Source organism: Patiriisocius sp. Uisw_047 (assembly GCF_047730165.1).
Taxonomy (GTDB): domain Bacteria; phylum Bacteroidota; class Bacteroidia; order Flavobacteriales; family Flavobacteriaceae; genus Patiriisocius.
On the sequence record NZ_CP159834.1, the window covers coordinates 2,630,368 to 2,648,868 of the forward strand.

Annotated in this window: 18 protein-coding genes; 9 read left to right on the forward strand and 9 right to left on the reverse strand. The window is 36.7% G+C overall.

Annotated elements, in window-relative coordinates; translation table 11 throughout:
- Positions 1-74 precede the first annotated feature (74 nt).
- Entirely contained in the window at positions 75-2,249 is a 2,175-nt protein-coding gene (locus ABXT71_RS11445; RefSeq protein ID WP_415371490.1) for a DUF349 domain-containing protein, read from the forward strand.
- A gap of 185 nt (positions 2,250-2,434) precedes the next feature.
- Here ABXT71_RS11445 and ABXT71_RS11450 read toward each other — a convergent pair whose 3' ends face one another.
- The gene (locus ABXT71_RS11450; protein WP_415371491.1) at positions 2,435-3,382 is read right to left on the reverse strand and encodes a phosphoribosylaminoimidazolesuccinocarboxamide synthase; all 948 of its coding nucleotides are present in this window, start codon (positions 3,380-3,382) and stop codon (positions 2,435-2,437) included.
- 95 nt (positions 3,383-3,477) lie between these two features.
- Positions 3,478-4,434 carry a PhoH family protein gene (locus tag ABXT71_RS11455; protein ID WP_415371492.1) on the reverse strand — a complete coding sequence of 319 codons (957 nt, stop codon included), beginning with the start codon at positions 4,432-4,434 and terminating at the stop codon, positions 3,478-3,480.
- Positions 4,435-4,545: 111 nt separating this feature from the next.
- On the opposite strand from ABXT71_RS11455, the gene ABXT71_RS11460 reads away from it, so the two are divergent.
- From ABXT71_RS11460 to ABXT71_RS11475, 4 genes are all read left to right on the forward strand, one after another.
- Positions 4,546-5,382: an SAM hydrolase/SAM-dependent halogenase family protein gene (locus ABXT71_RS11460; RefSeq protein WP_415371493.1), complete on the forward strand. Its 837-nt coding sequence runs from the start codon at positions 4,546-4,548 to the stop codon at positions 5,380-5,382.
- Between the two features lie 70 nt (positions 5,383-5,452).
- Positions 5,453-5,758: a putative quinol monooxygenase gene (locus ABXT71_RS11465; protein WP_415371494.1), complete on the forward strand. Its 306-nt coding sequence runs from the start codon at positions 5,453-5,455 to the stop codon at positions 5,756-5,758.
- A gap of 359 nt (positions 5,759-6,117) precedes the next feature.
- Positions 6,118-7,236 (forward strand): DNA polymerase III subunit beta, encoded by a 1,119-nt coding sequence (dnaN, locus tag ABXT71_RS11470; protein WP_415371495.1) that lies wholly within the window; start codon positions 6,118-6,120, stop codon positions 7,234-7,236.
- Positions 7,237-7,342: 106 nt separating this feature from the next.
- Complete coding sequence (locus tag ABXT71_RS11475; protein ID WP_415371496.1) at positions 7,343-9,448, forward strand: TonB-dependent receptor family protein; 2,106 nt, start codon at positions 7,343-7,345, stop codon at positions 9,446-9,448.
- A 122-nt stretch (positions 9,449-9,570) separates the two neighbouring features.
- On the opposite strand, the gene ABXT71_RS11480 is transcribed toward ABXT71_RS11475, so the two are convergent.
- The 3 genes from ABXT71_RS11480 to ABXT71_RS11490 form a co-directional block, all read right to left on the reverse strand.
- Complete coding sequence (locus ABXT71_RS11480) at positions 9,571-10,035, reverse strand: DUF1573 domain-containing protein (RefSeq protein WP_415371497.1); 465 nt, start codon at positions 10,033-10,035, stop codon at positions 9,571-9,573.
- Between the two features lie 156 nt (positions 10,036-10,191).
- The gene (locus ABXT71_RS11485) at positions 10,192-11,094 is read right to left on the reverse strand and encodes an alpha/beta hydrolase (protein WP_415371498.1); all 903 of its coding nucleotides are present in this window, start codon (positions 11,092-11,094) and stop codon (positions 10,192-10,194) included.
- A gap of 14 nt (positions 11,095-11,108) precedes the next feature.
- Positions 11,109-11,471: a DUF4870 domain-containing protein gene (locus ABXT71_RS11490; protein ID WP_415371499.1), complete on the reverse strand. Its 363-nt coding sequence runs from the start codon at positions 11,469-11,471 to the stop codon at positions 11,109-11,111.
- Between the two features lie 119 nt (positions 11,472-11,590).
- On the opposite strand from ABXT71_RS11490, the gene mnmE reads away from it, so the two are divergent.
- On the forward strand, positions 11,591-12,988 hold the full coding sequence (gene mnmE / locus ABXT71_RS11495) for a tRNA uridine-5-carboxymethylaminomethyl(34) synthesis GTPase MnmE (protein ID WP_415371500.1): 1,398 nt from the start codon (positions 11,591-11,593) through the stop codon (positions 12,986-12,988).
- Positions 12,989-13,166: 178 nt separating this feature from the next.
- Here mnmE and ABXT71_RS11500 read toward each other — a convergent pair whose 3' ends face one another.
- From ABXT71_RS11500 to ABXT71_RS11510, 3 genes are read right to left on the reverse strand one after another with little or no spacing between them, the layout of a single operon-like run.
- Positions 13,167-13,967 carry a sulfite exporter TauE/SafE family protein gene (locus ABXT71_RS11500; protein ID WP_415371501.1) on the reverse strand — a complete coding sequence of 267 codons (801 nt, stop codon included), beginning with the start codon at positions 13,965-13,967 and terminating at the stop codon, positions 13,167-13,169.
- Between the two features lie 60 nt (positions 13,968-14,027).
- Positions 14,028-14,654 (reverse strand): Crp/Fnr family transcriptional regulator, encoded by a 627-nt coding sequence (locus ABXT71_RS11505; protein ID WP_415371502.1) that lies wholly within the window; start codon positions 14,652-14,654, stop codon positions 14,028-14,030.
- Between the two features lie 2 nt (positions 14,655-14,656).
- Entirely contained in the window at positions 14,657-14,893 is a 237-nt protein-coding gene (locus ABXT71_RS11510; protein ID WP_415371503.1) for a hypothetical protein, read from the reverse strand.
- A gap of 625 nt (positions 14,894-15,518) precedes the next feature.
- Here ABXT71_RS11510 and ABXT71_RS11515 point away from each other — a divergent pair.
- From ABXT71_RS11515 to ABXT71_RS11525, 3 genes are all read left to right on the forward strand, one after another.
- Positions 15,519-17,087 (forward strand): GMC oxidoreductase, encoded by a 1,569-nt coding sequence (locus ABXT71_RS11515; protein ID WP_415371504.1) that lies wholly within the window; start codon positions 15,519-15,521, stop codon positions 17,085-17,087.
- Between the two features lie 123 nt (positions 17,088-17,210).
- On the forward strand, positions 17,211-17,786 hold the full coding sequence (locus ABXT71_RS11520; protein ID WP_415371505.1) for a Pycsar system effector family protein: 576 nt from the start codon (positions 17,211-17,213) through the stop codon (positions 17,784-17,786).
- Complete coding sequence (locus ABXT71_RS11525; protein WP_415371506.1) at positions 17,786-17,932, forward strand: hypothetical protein; 147 nt, start codon at positions 17,786-17,788, stop codon at positions 17,930-17,932. Before ABXT71_RS11520 ends, ABXT71_RS11525 begins: the two co-directional genes overlap by 1 nt.
- Here the strand turns inward: ABXT71_RS11525 and ABXT71_RS11530 are convergent.
- Positions 17,929-18,399 carry a COG2426 family protein gene (locus ABXT71_RS11530; RefSeq protein ID WP_415371507.1) on the reverse strand — a complete coding sequence of 157 codons (471 nt, stop codon included), beginning with the start codon at positions 18,397-18,399 and terminating at the stop codon, positions 17,929-17,931. The two genes, ABXT71_RS11525 and ABXT71_RS11530, sit on opposite strands and share 4 nt — an antisense overlap.
- Between the last annotated feature and the right edge of the window lie 102 nt (positions 18,400-18,501).

Here is an 18,501-nt window from a genome sequence, read left to right on the forward strand (position 1 = left end):
CATTAAGCTTTTTGTTCTCTAAGGTAGTTAGTATATTTGCCCCCTTTAATAATTGACCCTTAACATTGAAAGAAATGTCTGAAGAAAACAAAAGCCCAGAAGAAAATAGTAAGCCCAAATCAGCAATCTCAAAAAATGAGGATACGGTGACTGCCCCTGCTGCGGAAATTCCTGAAGTTCAATCTCCTGAAAATGAAGAGATAAAAGTAACTCCAGAAGAAACAACTCCTCCTATTGAACCAGCAAAAATTGAAGTGAAAACTGAAGAATCTGAAGCATCACCTGCTGCAGAAATAGCTGAGATTCAAATTCCTGAAAAAGAAGTTAAAAAGGACAGTCCTAAAGAAGTGTCTGAGGTAGCTGTTGAATCTGATGACGATGATGATGACGAAGCCATAGAAGATCTTGAAGAAGAAGAAGAAGAAGAAGATGATGATGAGGATGATACTGAATCTGAAAACACAGCAGTGATTAAAGAAGTAGATTATACTTCTTTAAACCAAGAAAAATTGGTGACACACTTAGCTGCTTTAATTAAGGATCATTCTTTTAAGAAAATAAAGAATCAGGTAGAAGCAATTAAAAACGAGTTTAACGACCAATTTAACACTGAGACCGCACAAGCAAAAGAAAGCTTTTTAACTGGGGGCGGAAATATTATAGATTTCCACCATACCTCTTCATTAAAAAAAGAATTCAACGGTTTATACGGTGCTTATAGAAAAGAACAAAAAGCACATTTTTCTTCAGTTAAAAGGGAGCAAGAAGAAAATCTAGTAAAAAGAGAAGCTATTGTGACAGAGTTAAAGTCACTCTTTGAAAACGGTAAATCTGTACGTCAAAACTACAACACATTTAGATCACTTCAAGACCAATGGAATGAAATAGGACACATCCCAAGAGACACCTATAACATTGTATGGAACAACTATAAACATCATAGAGATACTTATTATGGCCTTATGGATCTTGATAGAGAGACAAGAGATCTTGACCATAAATTTAATCTAGATAAGAAGTTAAAAATTATATTAAGAGCTCAAGAACTTTCAAAACTTGAAAATGTATCAAAGGCTTTTAGAGAATTACAATTATTACATAGAATTTGGAAAGACGAGACTGGACCTGTATCGAGAGAATACAGTGAGAAGGTTTGGGATGAGTTTTCTGAATACACTAAGATAGTTCACGATAAGAAAGACATACTAGAAGCAGAAAAGGAAAAACTTTATGTCGTTAATCTTGAAACGAAACAAGCCCTTATTGAAAAGATAAATGAGATAACAGAAAAAGGAGCAAAAAGTCATAAAGACTGGCAGAACGGGATTAAAGAAATTGAAACGTTAAGAGAACAGTTTTTTAAGTCAGGGAAAGTTCCTAAGAGTGATGACAAAAAGGTATGGGGTGAATTTAAAACTGCGACGCGTGAGTTTAACAGAACCAAGAACGATTTTTATAAGGGGCAGAAAGATGAGCAATACACAAACCTTGATAAGAAAAAGGAATTAATTGCCGTGGCAGAAGCAAACAAGGATAATGATGACTTTGAAGGTACGATTAACCTAATGAAGAAAATCCAGAGTGATTGGAAAAAAATAGGGCACGTACCAAGAAAGGATAGTGATAAAATTTGGAAGAAATTTAGAGCTGCTTGTAATCACTTTTTTGACCGTATAAACGCAGGGAAAGAAGAAGAGCAAAAAGGAGAAGTTGAAAACCTAGATGCAAAAAAAGTAGTACTTGACTCTTTAAAAGAGGTGAAACTAAGTGGTGAACACAAAGAAGATATCGCTTTAATTAAAGGGAAGATAAACGAATGGAAAAATATAGGCCGTGTTCCTTATAAGAGTAAAGGCATAGACCAGAAGTTTAACCTAGCGATAGATGGTCTTTTTGGTCAGCTTGATATGGACAAGAAGGAAATGGAGATTGTCAAATATGAGAATCGCGTGAATACGTTATTATCCCAAGATGACACCCGTGCATTGCGTAATGAAGAGTTCTTCTTAACTAAAAAAGTAGAGGAAACTCGCAACGAAATGTTGCAGTTACAAAACAATCTAGAGTTCTTTAAGCATGTTTCTGATGATAACCCAATGGTGAAAGATGTACATAAAAACATCGCCAAACACAAAGAAGAATTTGAGTTATGGAAATCTAAGCTTACCAAGCTAAGAAACTTATGCAAACCAAAACCAGCTCCTGTTGCAACTGAAGAAGAATCTTCAGAAGATTCAGCAACAGAATAATATATAGGCCTTTTGCCTACGCTGTAAAACAAAAAAGGTATCCCTTTATAGAAATATAAAAGGATACCTTTTTTAATTGTATGAACTACGACCGTGCCCTTAGAGCCAGATAAACATTTCTATTTACGCCGCCGTGATGAACAACTGAAAACCTTTGACTTTTTGGAAGTACGCAGTATTATAATTTATTTAAAATAAGCAGCCACATTTTCAGAAATGCGCTTATCAATATTCTCAAGGTCTGCCTTGATAAAGGGCTCACCCGTTATATTTTCGTACAGTTCGATATACCGTTCAGAAACAGTAGTGATATACGCATCAGACATTTCTGGAACGGTCTGTCCTTCTAGTCCTTGAAAGTTGTTTTGTATGAGCCACTGTCTCACAAATTCTTTGGAGAGTTGTTTTTGAGCTTCGCCTGTATTTTGTCGCTCCTGATATCCTTCAGCGTAAAAGTAGCGCGAAGAATCTGGCGTGTGTATTTCATCAATAAGGACAATCTTCCCATCCTTAGTTTTTCCGAATTCATACTTTGTATCCACTAAGATTAGGCCACGACTTTCTGCAATCTCCGAGCCTCTTTGAAATAACTTTCTCGTATAATCTTCCAATACTAGGTAGTCTTCTTCAGCAACAATACCCTTTTTTATAATAGCTTCTCGAGAAATATCTTCATCGTGATCGCCCATTTCTGCTTTAGTTGCAGGCGTAATAATTGGTGATGTAAATTTATCATTCTCTTTCATCCCCTCTGGCATGGCAACACCGCATAACATTCTTTGTCCTGTCTTGTATTCTCTCGCAGCATGACCACTCATATACCCTCTTATTACCATTTCTACTTTAAATGGTTCACAGGCGTAGCCTATAGCTACGTTAGGGTCTGGAGTGGCAATAAGCCAATTAGGAACTATATCTTCCGTATCGCGCATCATCTTAGTGGCAATCTGATTCAGGATTTGACCTTTATACGGGATCCCTTTAGGCATCACAACATCGAAAGCACTCAATCGATCTGTAGCCACCATTAATAGCACGTTATTATCTAAGGTATATACCGCTCGAACTTTTCCTCTATACAAAGATTTCTGCCCTGGAAAATTAAAGTCTGTGTGTGTAATTGTGTTTTTCATATATCTAAGAAAGAGTGCCTAAAGTGCACTAAAGTTTAAATTTGGTGTTGTAGCGGGTAATTCTGTTTTAGTTCCTATAGCTATTGGGATACCACTTAAGAATCCAAATTCTCAATACTCTTATAAGCCTTGATTACTGCTTTTACCAATTTATGACGGATCACATCTTTATCATCCAAGAAAATAATACCAACTCCTTCTACATCCTTAAGAACCAACAATGCTTCTTTAAGACCCGAAATTACACGTCGCGGTAAATCAATCTGTCCCGGATCTCCTGTGATCATAAACTTGGCGTTTTTACCCATACGAGTTAAAAACATTTTCATCTGTGCATGTGTGGTATTTTGAGCTTCATCAAGTATGACAAAAGCATTATCTAGCGTTCTACCTCTCATAAATGCCAATGGAGCAATCTGGATCGTACCATTCTCAATAAGCTGTTCTAACTTTTCGGCCGGAATCATATCTCGCAAACCATCATACAACGGCTGCATGTATGGATCTAATTTTTCTTTTAAATCACCTGGTAAGAATCCGAGGTTCTCCCCTGCTTCCACTGCAGGTCTTGTAAGGATGATCCGTTTTACCTTTTTATCTTTTAATGCCTTTACTGCCAGGGCTACGCCTGTATAGGTTTTACCGGTACCTGCTGGTCCAACAGCAAAGACCATATCATTTGTATATGACAAGGCCACTAACTTGCGTTGATTTGCAGTTTGTGGTTTGATAATCTTGCCACCCACCCCGTGCACCAAAATATCATTGCTACTCATTGGTGTTTCATAATCTGCCTTGCTATGGCTCGTTAAAACACGCTCTATTACATTTTCATCCAGTTTGTTATACTTTCCGTAATGCTCAAAAAGCATCGACATCCGCCTATCAAATTCTTCTAAGACCTCTTCATCTCCGTAGGCTTTTATCTTACTTCCTCTTGCAACTATCTTAAGCTTAGGGAAATAATTTTTGATTAACGTGATGTTTGCACTCTGTTCGCCAAAAAAATCTCTTGGGCTTATATCGGTGAGTTCTAATATGAGTTCGTTCAAAAGCGGTGTTGTTTATAACAATTAATAGGTTATGTAAATATAGTTTTTACTATGCAAAAAGTGCCTTACTTTTGTAGTAGATATTGTTAACAAAGTATCAACAGTCGTGCAATGCCCATTATAACATTAACCACAGATTTTGGAGAGAAAGATCACTTTGCAGGTGCAGTAAAAGGCGCCATCTATGCAGAGTTAGAAACTGTACGTATAGTAGACATCACGCACTCTGTATCGCCTTTTCACACTTCAGAAGCTGCTTATATTATACAAAGTGCTTATAGGAGTTTTCCTGAAGGAACGATTCATATTATCGGGATTGACAGCGAACTTAATCCAGAAAACAAACATATAGCTGTCCTTCTTGACGGTCACTATTTTATCTGTGCCGACAATGGGATTATCTCTATGTTGGCGAACGAAATTGTCCCTGAGAAAATCGTAGAAATAAACATTCACGATCATATTGTGAGTAATTTTCCAGTACTTGATGTCTTTGTAAAGGTGGCTTGCCACATCGCACGCGGGGGTACACTGGAGGTTATAGGCAAACAGATAGAAGCGATAAAACAACTTAATGGTCTCAATCCTGTAATTCAAGGAGAAGGAAAACAGATTATTGGCAACGTTATTTATATTGATAACTACGGAAACGTTATTACAAACATTACGAAATCACTTTTTGACACCATAGGAAAAGGGAGAGATTATAAAGTAACGGCACGACGCGCCAACTTCAACACCATCCACACCCACTATAGCGATGCCATTAACTTTGAGCAACCAAAGGAAAAGCGCGAAGAAGATGGTAAAAAAATAGCCCTCTGGAACAGTTCAAAATACTTAGAGCTTGCGATTTACAAAAGCAACCCAACTACCGTGGGTAGTGCCTCTACACTCTTTGGATTGGAATATCGCGATAGCGTTACGATAAATTTCACGCCGCTATAATTTTTATTTTTTTCACTTTTATTTTGCCTGCTTGCAGCATCATTATTAATAAATTAAGACCCGCACTCCTATGTTTACCCGCATCGTAAAAATGGAATTTAAGCCCGAAAACATTTCCACATTCTTGGAAGATTTTGAATCTGTAAAACATAAAATAAGAAATTTTGAAGGCTGTCTTCATTTGCAACTTTGGCGAGACAAAAGGAACCCACATATTTTTTTCACCCATAGCCATTGGCAAGAAGAATCAGCCCTAGAGAACTATCGACACAGCGACCTATTTAAGGGAGTCTGGGCAAAAACAAAACCCTTGTTTCAAGAGAAAGCTGCTGCTTGGAGTGTGGATGTGGTTGAAGAGGTTTCAGTGAGTAGTTAGTAGTTAAACTAAAAAACTTAGCTAGACAAACAAGACTGTCATTCAGAACTTGACTTGTGTTGAGGCTGGTTCAGCATTCGGAATCTTAGCCACCCTAGAAATAATCTAATTTAACTTTCACCTATTTAAAACATACCTCAGACTCCAATTTTCATTTAACCTTTTAATGCTATTCCTTTTCGTAAAACTTCCTCCTTTATCGTGATAACTTTTTATAACAAAGCTTTTTAAATGAATTGATTTAAAATATATTTGTTTTGACTGTCGCAAGGACTTCTGTAAAATATAAGTTTGTACAAATCAACACCTTACAATAAGTATTATAGCCTTTTTAATAAAAATAGAATCAGCATACACACATGAAATTTATCGTATCCAGCTCATATCTACTCAAAAAACTTCAGGTTTTAGGAGGGATTATTAACAATAACAATACGCTACCCATCCTAGATAATTTTTTGTTTGAACTTAATGGCAATTCGCTTAAAGTTTCGGCATCAGATCTAGAATCTACGGTTACCTCTATGCTTGATGTAGAAAGTAGTGAAGAAGGAAGTGTTTGTATTCCTGCTCGTCTGTTACTTGATACGCTTAAAACGTTTCCGGAGCAACCGTTGACCTTTACTGTAGAAGACAATAACACCATAGAGATTAGTTCTAATCACGGTAAATATGCGCTTGCATATGCAGATGGTGCTGAGTTTCCTAGTGCTGTGGAGCTTAAAGATCCTTCTTCTACTATTATTCAAGGAGATATCTTAGCAACCGCAATAAGCAAGACTATTTTTGCAAGTGGTAATGATGACTTGAGACCCGTAATGAGTGGTGTGTTTTTCCAGTTTGGGACAGACGGTTTAACCTTTGTTGCAACAGATGCACATAAACTTGTAAAGTATACACGTGAGGATGTCACGGCTTCAGAAACGGCAGAATTTATAATGCCTAAAAAACCTTTGAATCTTTTAAAGAGTATTCTCTTAGGTAGTGAAGACGAAGTGGCTGTGGAGTATAATGATAGTAATGCAAAATTTAGCTTTGATGGTACAGAGTTAATTTGTCGTCTTATCGATGGTAAATACCCCAACTACGACGCGGTAATCCCAAAAGAGAACCCGAATAAACTAACAATCTCTCGTAATCAGTTTTTAAACAGCGTACGTCGTGTGTCTATCTTCTCAAATAAAACTACTCACCAGATACGCTTAAAAATTGCTGGAGCAGAGCTTAATATTTCCGCAGAAGACATTGACTACAGCAATAAAGCAGAAGAACGTCTTACATGTGACTATCAAGGTGACGATATGCAAATAGGTTTTAATTCTCGTTTTTTAACCGAAATGCTAAACAACCTTACCAGTGATGATGTTTCATTAGAAATGAGTCTTCCTAACCGCGCGGGTATTTTGACACCTGTTGACGGACTGGATGAAGGAGAAAAAGTAACGATGCTAGTAATGCCAGTAATGTTAAACAACTAAGCTCCAACTAAGCACCGAATAACAATGAAAAATCCCACAAATTATGTGGGATTTTTTATGCGTTTCATTTTTGTTGTCAATCCTCGTTTAGTACATTCACAATCAAATGAAAATCAATTTCTTACTCATAACTTTGTATTGCTTTTCCTTTAAGGGAATTGCACAGGTAGATCCAATTCGTCAAAATCCTATCCCTCAAGATTCCGTTGCGAATACCCAAATATTAACTACGGTAGTGCTATCTGCTAGCTATCAAAAAGCTTCTGGTGTTTTAATACCGACAGAAAAAATCACAGAAAGTGTTCTTCAAAATTTTACACCAATTGACTTAGTAGACGCTATTAATCAAACTTCTGGTGTTTACATACAAAGTGGTGCGATTAACACCAATAGGATTACCATTCGCGGCGTGGGATCTCGCACGCTCTTTGGCACCAACAAAATACGCGCTTATTTTAATGGAATTCCTATTACTAGCGGTGCTGGAGAAACGAATATTGATAGTTATGATACTAACAGTCTGTCTACAATAGAGATCGTGAAAGGCCCCAAAGCCACACAATACGGTAGTAATATAGGCGGGACTATATTGCTTTCTACAAAAGAAGCCAATAAAGATGGGCTAGACGTATCGACAACCTTTAGCGCAGGCTCTTACGGCTTGTTTAAAAACACAACGAGTGCAAGCTATAAAGAGAAAGACCTGAGCGCTTATACTAGTTATGGCCATTTAAAATTAGATGGATATCGTGATAACAGTAAATACAATCGCAACAGTATTTTAACATACACGGAGTTTAACCTAAGTTCTAAATTCAAATTAGGTGCCTTGATTCAACACTATGATAATAGCGCTGAAATCCCTAGCTCACTATCACAAACTTCTTTTAATGAAGACCCAACACAAGCGGCTTTTACTTGGGGTCAAGCCAGAGGCTATGAAGACAACAACGAAACGCTAGCAGGACTTACACTCACAAGTGAGGTCTCACAAAACCTTAGTAATACAACGAGCGTTTTTTACACCTATCTAGATCACTATGAACCGAGGCCTTTTAATATCCTTGACGAAATTACAAACGGATATGGTGCAAGAACCATTTTTGCCAAGGAATACAAGTTCAAAGAGCGGCAGGCAATACTAAGTTTTGGCGGCGAGTGGTATCAGGATCGGTATCAATGGCAAACGATTGACAATCTTTATCAAGAGAACAATGGCAATGGTTCACTGGAAGGAGCTTTGTTAAGTGACAATAAGGAGCTGCGAAGCCAGTTCAATCTTTTCGGAACTACTACCGTATCACTGGCAGAAAACTGGAAGGTAGAAGCAGGACTCAATATAAACAAAACCCAGTATGAATACATAGACCTATTTAACTTGGGAGCGGCAAACAAAAGTGCTGACAGAGACTTCGATCCTATTTTTGCTCCTAACTTAAGTATTTCCTATACCGCCTCAAATGATATTGTTTTCTTCGGAAACGTGAGTCGTGGGTTTAATTATCCAAGCATTGAAGAAACCTTAACGCCAGATGGTACAATCAATCCAGACATTGGCCCAGAAAAAGGGTGGAATTATGAAGTGGGTGGCGACCTTCTTTTTTTTAAAAACACCCTGAGATTAAAAAGTTCATTCTACCTATTATCTATTGATGATCTAGTGGTTGCAGAACGCGTGGGCGATGATCAATTTATTGGAAGGAATGCAGGTAAAACAAATCATCGTGGAGTGGAGATGAGTTTGCAATATGTAAACAATATAGCGCCTCGCCTCTCTTTAAACACCTATATAAACGCTGATTTCAACGCTCATAAGTTCATTGACTTTGTAGACGAGTCAGCTAATTTTTCTGGTAATGATCTCACGGGAATCCCTAAAAAAAAGATGACGACTGGTGTTTCTATAGCGCATGAAACAGGCTTTAATACAGGTGTTTCCTATCGGTACATAGGAAGCCAACCTATTACAGATGCAAACACTTTATATAGTGATGCATACCAACTCCTTTTTGCTAAAGCTGGTTATAAAAAAGAAGTGTTTAGCGGGCTGGTTATTACTATTTCTGCAGGGATTAACAATGTCCTCAATACTAAGTATGCGTCTTCTATTTTAATAAACGCCTCCGCTTTTGGAGGAAACCAACCTAGGTATTTCTATCCAGGTAATCCTCGCAATTATTTTTCTAGCGTAGGAGTTAACTATAATTTCTAGATGCATAGTATACGAAAAAGTGGAAGCAATGAATGGCTAAAACAACAGGGATATAAATGTTAAAACACAAAAGACCTCTTACAAGATTGTAAGAGGTCTTTTGTGTTTTAGTCGGTCAAGTGTTACTTACCGCTTTTTTTATCTGGTGTTGCAGAGGCAGCTGTCGCAGCTGGCAAAACTGTTCCTTTAATTTTAAGAAGCATAGTTCCCTCACTTGCATTAGACGTTACTGTTACAGATTTAGTAAAAGCACCCACTCTATTGGTAGCATATTTTACTCCAATCTCTGCAGTTTCGCCTGGCATAATTGGCGCATCTGGTTTTGTAGGCACTGTACACCCACAACTTCCTTTTACACTTGTAATTACGATAGGAGCATTCCCTACATTTTTAAACTTGAAAGAACGTACACCGTCTGCATTGTGCGCGATGGTTCCATAATCAAGTACAGGTGTTTCAAATTGAAGAATACCTTTTTCTTCATTTACCGCATCTTGTGCAAATAGTGAAGTACAAAAAAGAAAACTTGCCATAAAAAATACGTTGCGAAAAATGCGAGTTCCTTTTAATGTTGTTGTTGTTACCATCTTGTTTTAATTTTAATTTAAATTAACAAATTAATTAGTGTGCAAACTTCGTGTAAAAATGAAGAACTCCGGTAACTTAAACGGATTAATGTGCTACTAGATTTTATTTATAGTGAGAATTAATAAAAAATCCATGTCCACAGTTTATGGATTCGCTTAATATTCTAATTGTCGCGAAATAAAGACTAATACTTTATTATAATATGCCTCACCTCCTATTTCGCCTAGATTGAGATGTCCTGCTCCTTTTACTAGTTCGAAGCTTTTATTGCTGGAAGCAAGATTATTAAATAATTGCTCACCATATTGATATGCTATTCTTTCATCCTTATCACCGTGCGCTAGAAACATAGGTTGCTCAATACTCTTAACAGCGTTTTCTGGACTCACTCTTTTGGGATCAAAATCTGCTATGATTCCCGCACGTTGAATTACATAATCTGTTAAAAAACGGAGACCGATGCCCGCAGAAAATCTTTTTTGATAATCGTAAACAATCTGTTCAAGATTAGTAAAGGTGCTTTCTACCACGCCAAATGCTATTCTCTCATCTTGCTCCATAGCTTGAATCGCAATTGCCCCGCCCATAGAACTACCCCAGACGCCTATTTTTAATGAAGGCGATCGTTGTTTAAGGAAGTTTACTAATAGCGAAATATCATCTTTCTCTTTATATCCATAGGTCGCATAAGAGCCATCGCTATCTCCGTGAGCCCTATTGTCAATAGTTAAAGTGCTGTAACCATCTTGAGCTAGTTTTTGCGCTAATGGGAAAAAATGTTCTTTAGACCCTCCAATTCCGTGAACTAAGATTATGATTGCTTTAGGCTTTACATAAACAGGTTTAAATAAAAAACCACGTAAAGAATCTACTTCATTTATCGCGATTGAAACAGGTTCGTAGTTTGAAGAAATACTGCCAGGGTCTATCTCTAAAAGTAGCCTTTTAGGTTTTAAAATAGCATAGGGCAACACATACGTCGCAGCAAGAAATACTGACACACTTGCCAGCATTAATGTTATTATAGATTTTTTATAATACTCTTTTTTGAATTTCATTAAATATCTAATATCTATTTAATAAACTCAATAGTACAGAACAAACTAGGTGATTCTCCTTTACTCGCCCTAACAGCATTTACAATAGGAAGTACAAAAGAAAGTACTCCAATAAAAATAAGTGTTAGAATCCCTAATCCGAAAGCAAAAATAAGAGGGATACTCAGTAATGCAGAAAGCAACATGGTAATCTGAAAATTAATAATCGATTTCCCGTGTTCATTCATATCTGCTATTTCGTCTTTCTTGGTAAGCCATATAATCAAAGGTATCACGAAGCCGCCAAAACCAGTTACATACGTAGTGAGCTGGCTTAGATGCGTTAACATCAATAATTGAGTATCTACTTTTTTGGCATTTTGAGTTAAGACTTCCATTTTGATTGTTTTTTGATTGTTTTTTGATTGTGCTTATATGTAGTATAAAATTCAATTTTGTTACATTTCAGAAGAAAGAAGCCCTCTGTTTTCGGCTAATTTTAATGTATTTTTGCAGGATGATTCAAGACACCATAGTAGCCCTTGCTACTCCCGCAGGCGCTGGAGCCATTGCTGTAATTAGACTTTCTGGAGACGAGGCTATTGCCCTTGCTTCTTCTATTTTTAGTTCGGTGTCAAAAAAACTTTTACACGAGCAGCCTACACACACGATTCACTTAGGCCATATAAAGGATGGCGCACGGATCGTTGATGAAGTACTTGCTTCTATTTTTAAAAACCCAAAAAGTTATACGGGAGAAGATGTGGTAGAAATCTCCTGTCACGGGAGTAATTATATACAACAAGAAATCATACAATTATGTCTTCGGAAAGGTGCTAGAATGGCCACTGCAGGCGAGTTTACCCTTCGGGCTTTTATTAATGGCAAAATGGACCTCAGTCAAGCCGAAGCGGTAGCAGACCTAATTGCTAGTGACTCTGAAGCCTCACACCAACTTGCCATCCAGCAAATGCGTGGTGGGTTTTCAAACGAAATAAAACAATTAAGGGAAGAGCTTTTAAATTTTGCCTCTTTAATAGAACTCGAACTAGATTTTGCAGAAGAAGATGTAGCATTTGCAAATCGTGACGAATTTCAAAAATTAATCACACGCATTACCCAGGTATTAAAAAGACTTATAGATTCTTTTGCCACAGGGAACGTACTTAAGAACGGAATTCCTGTTGCCATCGTAGGAGAACCAAACGTGGGGAAATCTACTTTGCTCAATTCATTACTAAACGAAGAACGAGCCATCGTTAGTGACATCGCTGGAACCACCAGAGACACCATTGAAGATGAACTAAATATAGGAGGTATAGCGTTTCGCTTCATTGATACGGCTGGCATAAGAGACACAAGCGACACCATAGAAGGACTAGGTATAAAAAAGACGTTTGAGAAAATGGAGCAAGCCCAAGTGGTTTTGCTGCTCTTGAGCACCAAAGAATACGCAACCGCGGGCGTGAATTTTCAAATTGAAATTGAAAAAATAAAAAACAGGCATCCTCAAAAAACGCTTGTTGTAGTTGCTAATAAAATTGATGAAGTAGACACTCAGACTATTTCAGCCGTAAAAAATACCGTACTCCCACAAGGCACTGTTTTGATACCGCTATCTGCAAAAACGGGTGAAGGGGTTGAGTTGCTAAAATCTACCTTATTAAACTTTGTCAATACTGGCGCATTGCGTAACAATGATACGATTGTGACTAATTCTCGTCATTACGACGCCCTATTAAAGGCTTTAGAAGAAATTATTAAAGTACAAGAAGGGATAGACATTAACTTGACTAGTGATTTAATGGCGATAGATATTAGGCAAGCGCTCTACCATTTTGGTGAGATTACAGGTGAAATTACCAATGATGATTTACTAGGTAATATCTTTGCTAACTTCTGTATTGGGAAATAAATGCATAAAGCATACTATAGTTTAACAAACTATTCTACACATTTACAGTAAATATATAAAAGGACTCGCTTTATTACCGTATCCTTTGAACCCAATTGTTCCTGTTTAATGTATACAGCAAATCCCATTTCCGTGTTATTCTCAGAAGTAGTAATATCCACTATTTCTGTGACTAATGTCACATAGCAAGTTCTTTGTAGATAATGTAGATACCCATTACTAAAACGAACCAACCAAAGGCGGTTTTAAGCTTTTTACCATCTATAAACTTATTGAGCCAGATCCCAATAAATATCCCAATTACGGAGATTGCCGTAAAGGATACTAAGAAAGGCCAATCAATCTCTAAATTCTGTACATCCCCTAGAAATCCAATGAGTGATTTTATAGCAATTATAAAAAGGGATGTCGCGACGGCTTTTTTCATGGGCAATTTTGCCAATAACACCAAAGCAGGAATAATCAGAAACCCACCGCCTGCTCCAACGATACCCGTAATAATACCAACGACGAATCCTTCAATAACAATGAGTGGATAATTATATTTGATTACTGTCGGTGCATCAGTTTTTTTGCGGTTATTGCGAATCATTGTAATCGATGCAAGGAGCATTATTATGGCAAAGAAGAGCATTATCGCCAGATACTTTGTAACCATAAAATCTCCAATCATAAATAACTCCTCGGGAATGGCAGGAATCAATAACGCCCTCGTGATATATACCGCAATTAAAGCTGGGATGGCAAAAATGATGGCTGTTTTAAAATCTACCATCCCCTTCATCATATTCTTAACAGCACCTACGAGTGAGGTTGTTCCCACTACAAACAAAGAATAGGCTGTTGCAACTACTGGATTTAATGCAAGTGCATATACTAGAATAGGCACGGTAAGAATAGAGCCACCGCCGCCTATCAAACCAAGAATTAGTCCAATCAACAGGGCACCTATGTATCCTAAAACTTCAACTATTTCCATTTGTAAAATAATTTATAGCCCCAATATACAGGGCTGAATTGCGAAGGTTTGTAACCAATGTTACAGGACTTCAACAAAACTACGGTGTAGTACAATTGTCTTATTGTTTTCCATTTCTTTAAGGAGACGTGAGATCACTACACGGATCGTGTGAAGATCTGCAGCAATTTCTTTATGTGGTTTATAGATGTGTTTACTATTTAATATTTGAATTTTATCTTGGAGATAATTCTCTAATCGCTCATCCAGGTTATTAAAGGCAATATTATCTACACTCTCTAGTAAATCCATCATAAGGTTGTGGTAGCTCGCAAACACAAAGTTGCGCCACGTTTTATACTTACTATACCATTCTTCCTTGTTACTCACAGGAATCATCAATAGTTTAGATGCTGTTTCTGTGACCGCGTGAATTTCACTTTTAGTATTTCCCGTACAACAGGTCATCGTCATTGCGCACGTATCGCCTCTTTCCAGATGATACAGGAGTAGTTCGTCTCTATTCACATCCGGACGCATTATTTTAATACTTCCAGAAAGCAATAAAGGCATTGACTTTATATATTGACCAGGCTTCATTAAATCGTGTTCTTTTGGCACTTCCATAAAAGTAGCAACACCGTTAATTTCTTCCAAAAGTTCAGGCTCAAATAGGGAGCCATAGTATTGTTTAAGTTCTTGGATCATTGTTAACTTTTTTTTGCAATTTCTGGATTGTACTTAAAAAAGAAGTGTGCCCATATTGCCTTAGATACTGCACCAATATACGGCATAGTAATTAATAGCACCCCTATAATGCTTAACAATATACCCGTTGGCCCAAAATCATACCCAAATATAAGAGTCAGCAGATAGGTTGCCACAGCAAAGGCGATACCTACACCATAAGAAACGTACATTGCACCCGTATAAAAAGCGGGTTCCATAGAATATTTTAAACCACATTTAGGGCAAGATTCTTTTACCTTATTCGCATTTGAAAGTTTATAAGGACTTGCTTCTAAAAATTTACCTTGGCGGCATTGTGGGCATTTTAAGAATAAGATGCTGTATAATTTCGGTTTCTTGAACCTGCTAATTTTTATACAACAATATAAAAATTAGGTTTAGTATTTGGTAACAGATGTTACATTACTTTCTCCCATTAATTTTTAAGGGAGTCTCTAATGTCAGAATTAAATTAAGGGGAGGTATACCAAAATAAGAAAGACGTTTTTCTTCGCAAGCTCTCATTTAAGGAAATTAATTCCTTCAATGCACATAATAATAACCTACTGGTAATTCTTTGTTTTTTCAAATAGCCTTACCCTATTACAGGGGTACTAACAAACTACAAAAAAGATAGTTAAACTTTTTGAAGGTTATACGCTCTTGATAAAAGATGAGAGTGAAACTTTAGAGTGTTTAGGTATTAAAGAGCGTGAACTAAGACAGGTTCTTTCTATTGAGTTCTACAAAAGTCCTAACCACAAAGGACAAAGAGATTATTGGATAATAATACACTAAATTTATAAACTAAATAGATCTAAATAATTTAGGAAACATAATAAAATGGAATACGATTACATTATTGTTGGCAGTGGTTTTGGAGGATCTGTAAGCGCTCATAGATTATCACAAAAGGGATATAAAGTACTCGTTGTTGAAAAAGGTAAATGGTACGAGGCTAATGACTTTCCTAAAACCAATTGGAATTTTAAAAAGTGGTTATGGATTCCCTATCTACGATTTTTCGGGATTATGAAACTCACCATTTTTAGACATATTGCTATCATCTCTGGAACTGGCGTTGGCGGCGGTTCTTTAGTATATGCTAACACATTACCAACACCTAAAACTACTTTCTTTAATTCTGGAAGTTGGAAAGATTTAAATGATTGGGAAACTGAATTGAAGCCTTATTATGACGAAGCATTGCGGATGCTTGGAGCTGTGAAAAATCCAAAGTTATTTGATGGAGACTTAGTGCTTAAAAAAGTAGCGGAAAATTTAGAAATTAAGGAAAAATTTGAAGCCACTAGGGTTGCCGTCTTTTTTGACGAATCCGGAAAAACAGTCAAAGACCCATATTTCAATGGAGAAGGGCCGGATCGTTCTGGCTGTACCTTTTGTGGAGCCTGCATGACGGGTTGCAGGTATAATGCAAAAAACACGCTAGATAAAAACTACCTGTATCTCGCTCAAAAAAATGGCGCAGAAATTCTAGCTGAACATGAAGTATATGATGTAGCACCCATAGATAACGCTGATGGCATCAAAGGCTATGAAGTTTCAATGAAAAAGAGTACAAGAATATTTGGAAAGCATCAAAAAATTAAAGCGAAGGGGGTCATTTTTTCTGGTGGTGTTTTAGGCACCGTAAAATTATTACTCAAACTTAAATTAAAGTCATTACCTAATCTATCAAATAAGCTTGGTGAAGATATCCGTAGTAATAATGAGACCTTAATAAGTGTTTCTGGACTAGAGAAAGATAAAAACCTTTCAAAAGGTATTGCCATTGGTAGCATTCTTGACACTGATGAAAATAGCCATCTAGAAATTTGCAGGTATGGAGAAGGTTCTGATGCGTGGAAGCTAGCACATTTACCTTATGTAACTGGTTCCAATGTTTTTTCTCGATTATTAAAAACGTTTCTTAAACTCTTAAAAAACCCAGTTGATTATTTTAAAATATATTTTGTGAATGGTTGGGCAAAAAACACCGTGGTGCTTCTTTTTATGCAAACGCTTGACAGTACCTTAAAATTTAAGAGAAATATTTTCGGACAGATGACCTCGACGGTTAGCACTGGAAAAGCTCCCACCCCATTCATCCCAGAATCTATAAAATTAGTAAAAGAGTACAGTAAGGCCATAAAAGGAGTGAGTACTTCTTTCGCATTAGAGACCTTAGCTGGTATTCCCTCAACTGCTCATATCTTGGGAGGGGCTGTGATGGGAGCAGATAGCACCACGGGAGTGATTGATAAAAACAATAAAGTTTTCGGTTATGAAAATATGTTTATCATAGATGGCGCTATGATATCTGCAAATCCTGGGGTGAATCCATCATTAACGATAACTGCCATTGCAGAAAGAGCGATGGATCAAATTATTGATAAAAATCTCAATTCCTAACTACACCTAATTAAATCTAGAGATCCAAAAGACTTCATCTAATTGATGGTTAATTTGAAATGAAGTTTTGTTCAAAAACAATCGTATCTTTAATCACTCTATTATTGTTAGGTAAATAAAACCATGAAAACCACTCCAATTAATGCCGCTAAATATTCAGAAAGGTCGATAGACACTTTCCTCATAGTGGCGCATCGTAATCATATAGAATTGAGTGGCATCGCAGATAAGAAGGCAAATATGGTGCTTGCTATTTGCGCTATTATGATATCGGCAGTATTGACTGGAAATGCTTTAGTTTTCAGAAGAGATTTCGATAATTATTTATTTGTACCTACAGCGATTTTTATTGCCTGCATTCTAACAGTGATGATTCTTTCCATTTACACTACGATGCCTAAATTAAGCGCTGGTACTTTTAATAAAGAAGCGCTCAAAGACAATAATACGAACCTTGCTTTCTTTGGAAATTTTCATAAAATGGAACTCGATGATTATGAGTGGGCTGTAGAATACATGCAGAAAGACGCACACGATATATATAAAATGCTCACCACTGATTTATATTTTTTAGGAGGTGTATTAAACAAGAAATTTAGACTACTAAATATAACTTATACCTTACTCATCGTTGGGTTCACTATCTCTATCACTAGCTATATAGTTGCTTTTTATTTTCACTATAGTTCGATACAGTAATGGGTAAAAAAGGAAAAGAAAAAAACACGAAGAATAAAGCAAAGCACTCAAGACTGATGGCTCAAAAAAAGAATCGAGTAAAAAGTGAAAAAGAGCTGCGTAAAGATCGATTGAAAGCTATTCTGAAAAAGCGAGATGCTAATTAAAAATAAGATGAAATAAATTCTTTACCTAAGATTATCCCTGTCCAGACAAATAAACAAGAAAATAAAATCCCTACCGCATTAGCCCAGAACGCCTTCTGTCTATCTAATCCTAATATATAAGTCGCAATAGTTCCCACATATACCCCTGTTCCAGGTAAGGGAAGACCTACGAAGAATATAAGTCCAAAATAACCATATTTTTTAATTTTTTCTTTAGAACCATACTTAGCTCTCAAAGCTAACTTAATCGCGATGTTTCTATAAAACCTCCATCGTAATAAGTATTTATTTACTTTTTCTAAAAAAAACATCATAAGAGGGAATACCAGAATGTTTGCAACTAAGCATAAAACAAAAACGTAGTATTTATTTAGCTCCGGTTGCGCAAGGCCATAAGGTATACCAACCTTTGCTTCACCAAAGGGAGAGATACTCCATAAAAATGTTATAATACTTTCTTTAACCATTTGAAGAATTAGCGAGCAAAGATAACGCAGTTTGAGAAGCTATGGTATCAAATGCTGTGGATAAAAAGTGAAGGAAACGTTAAATATACTATAGCCATAGCA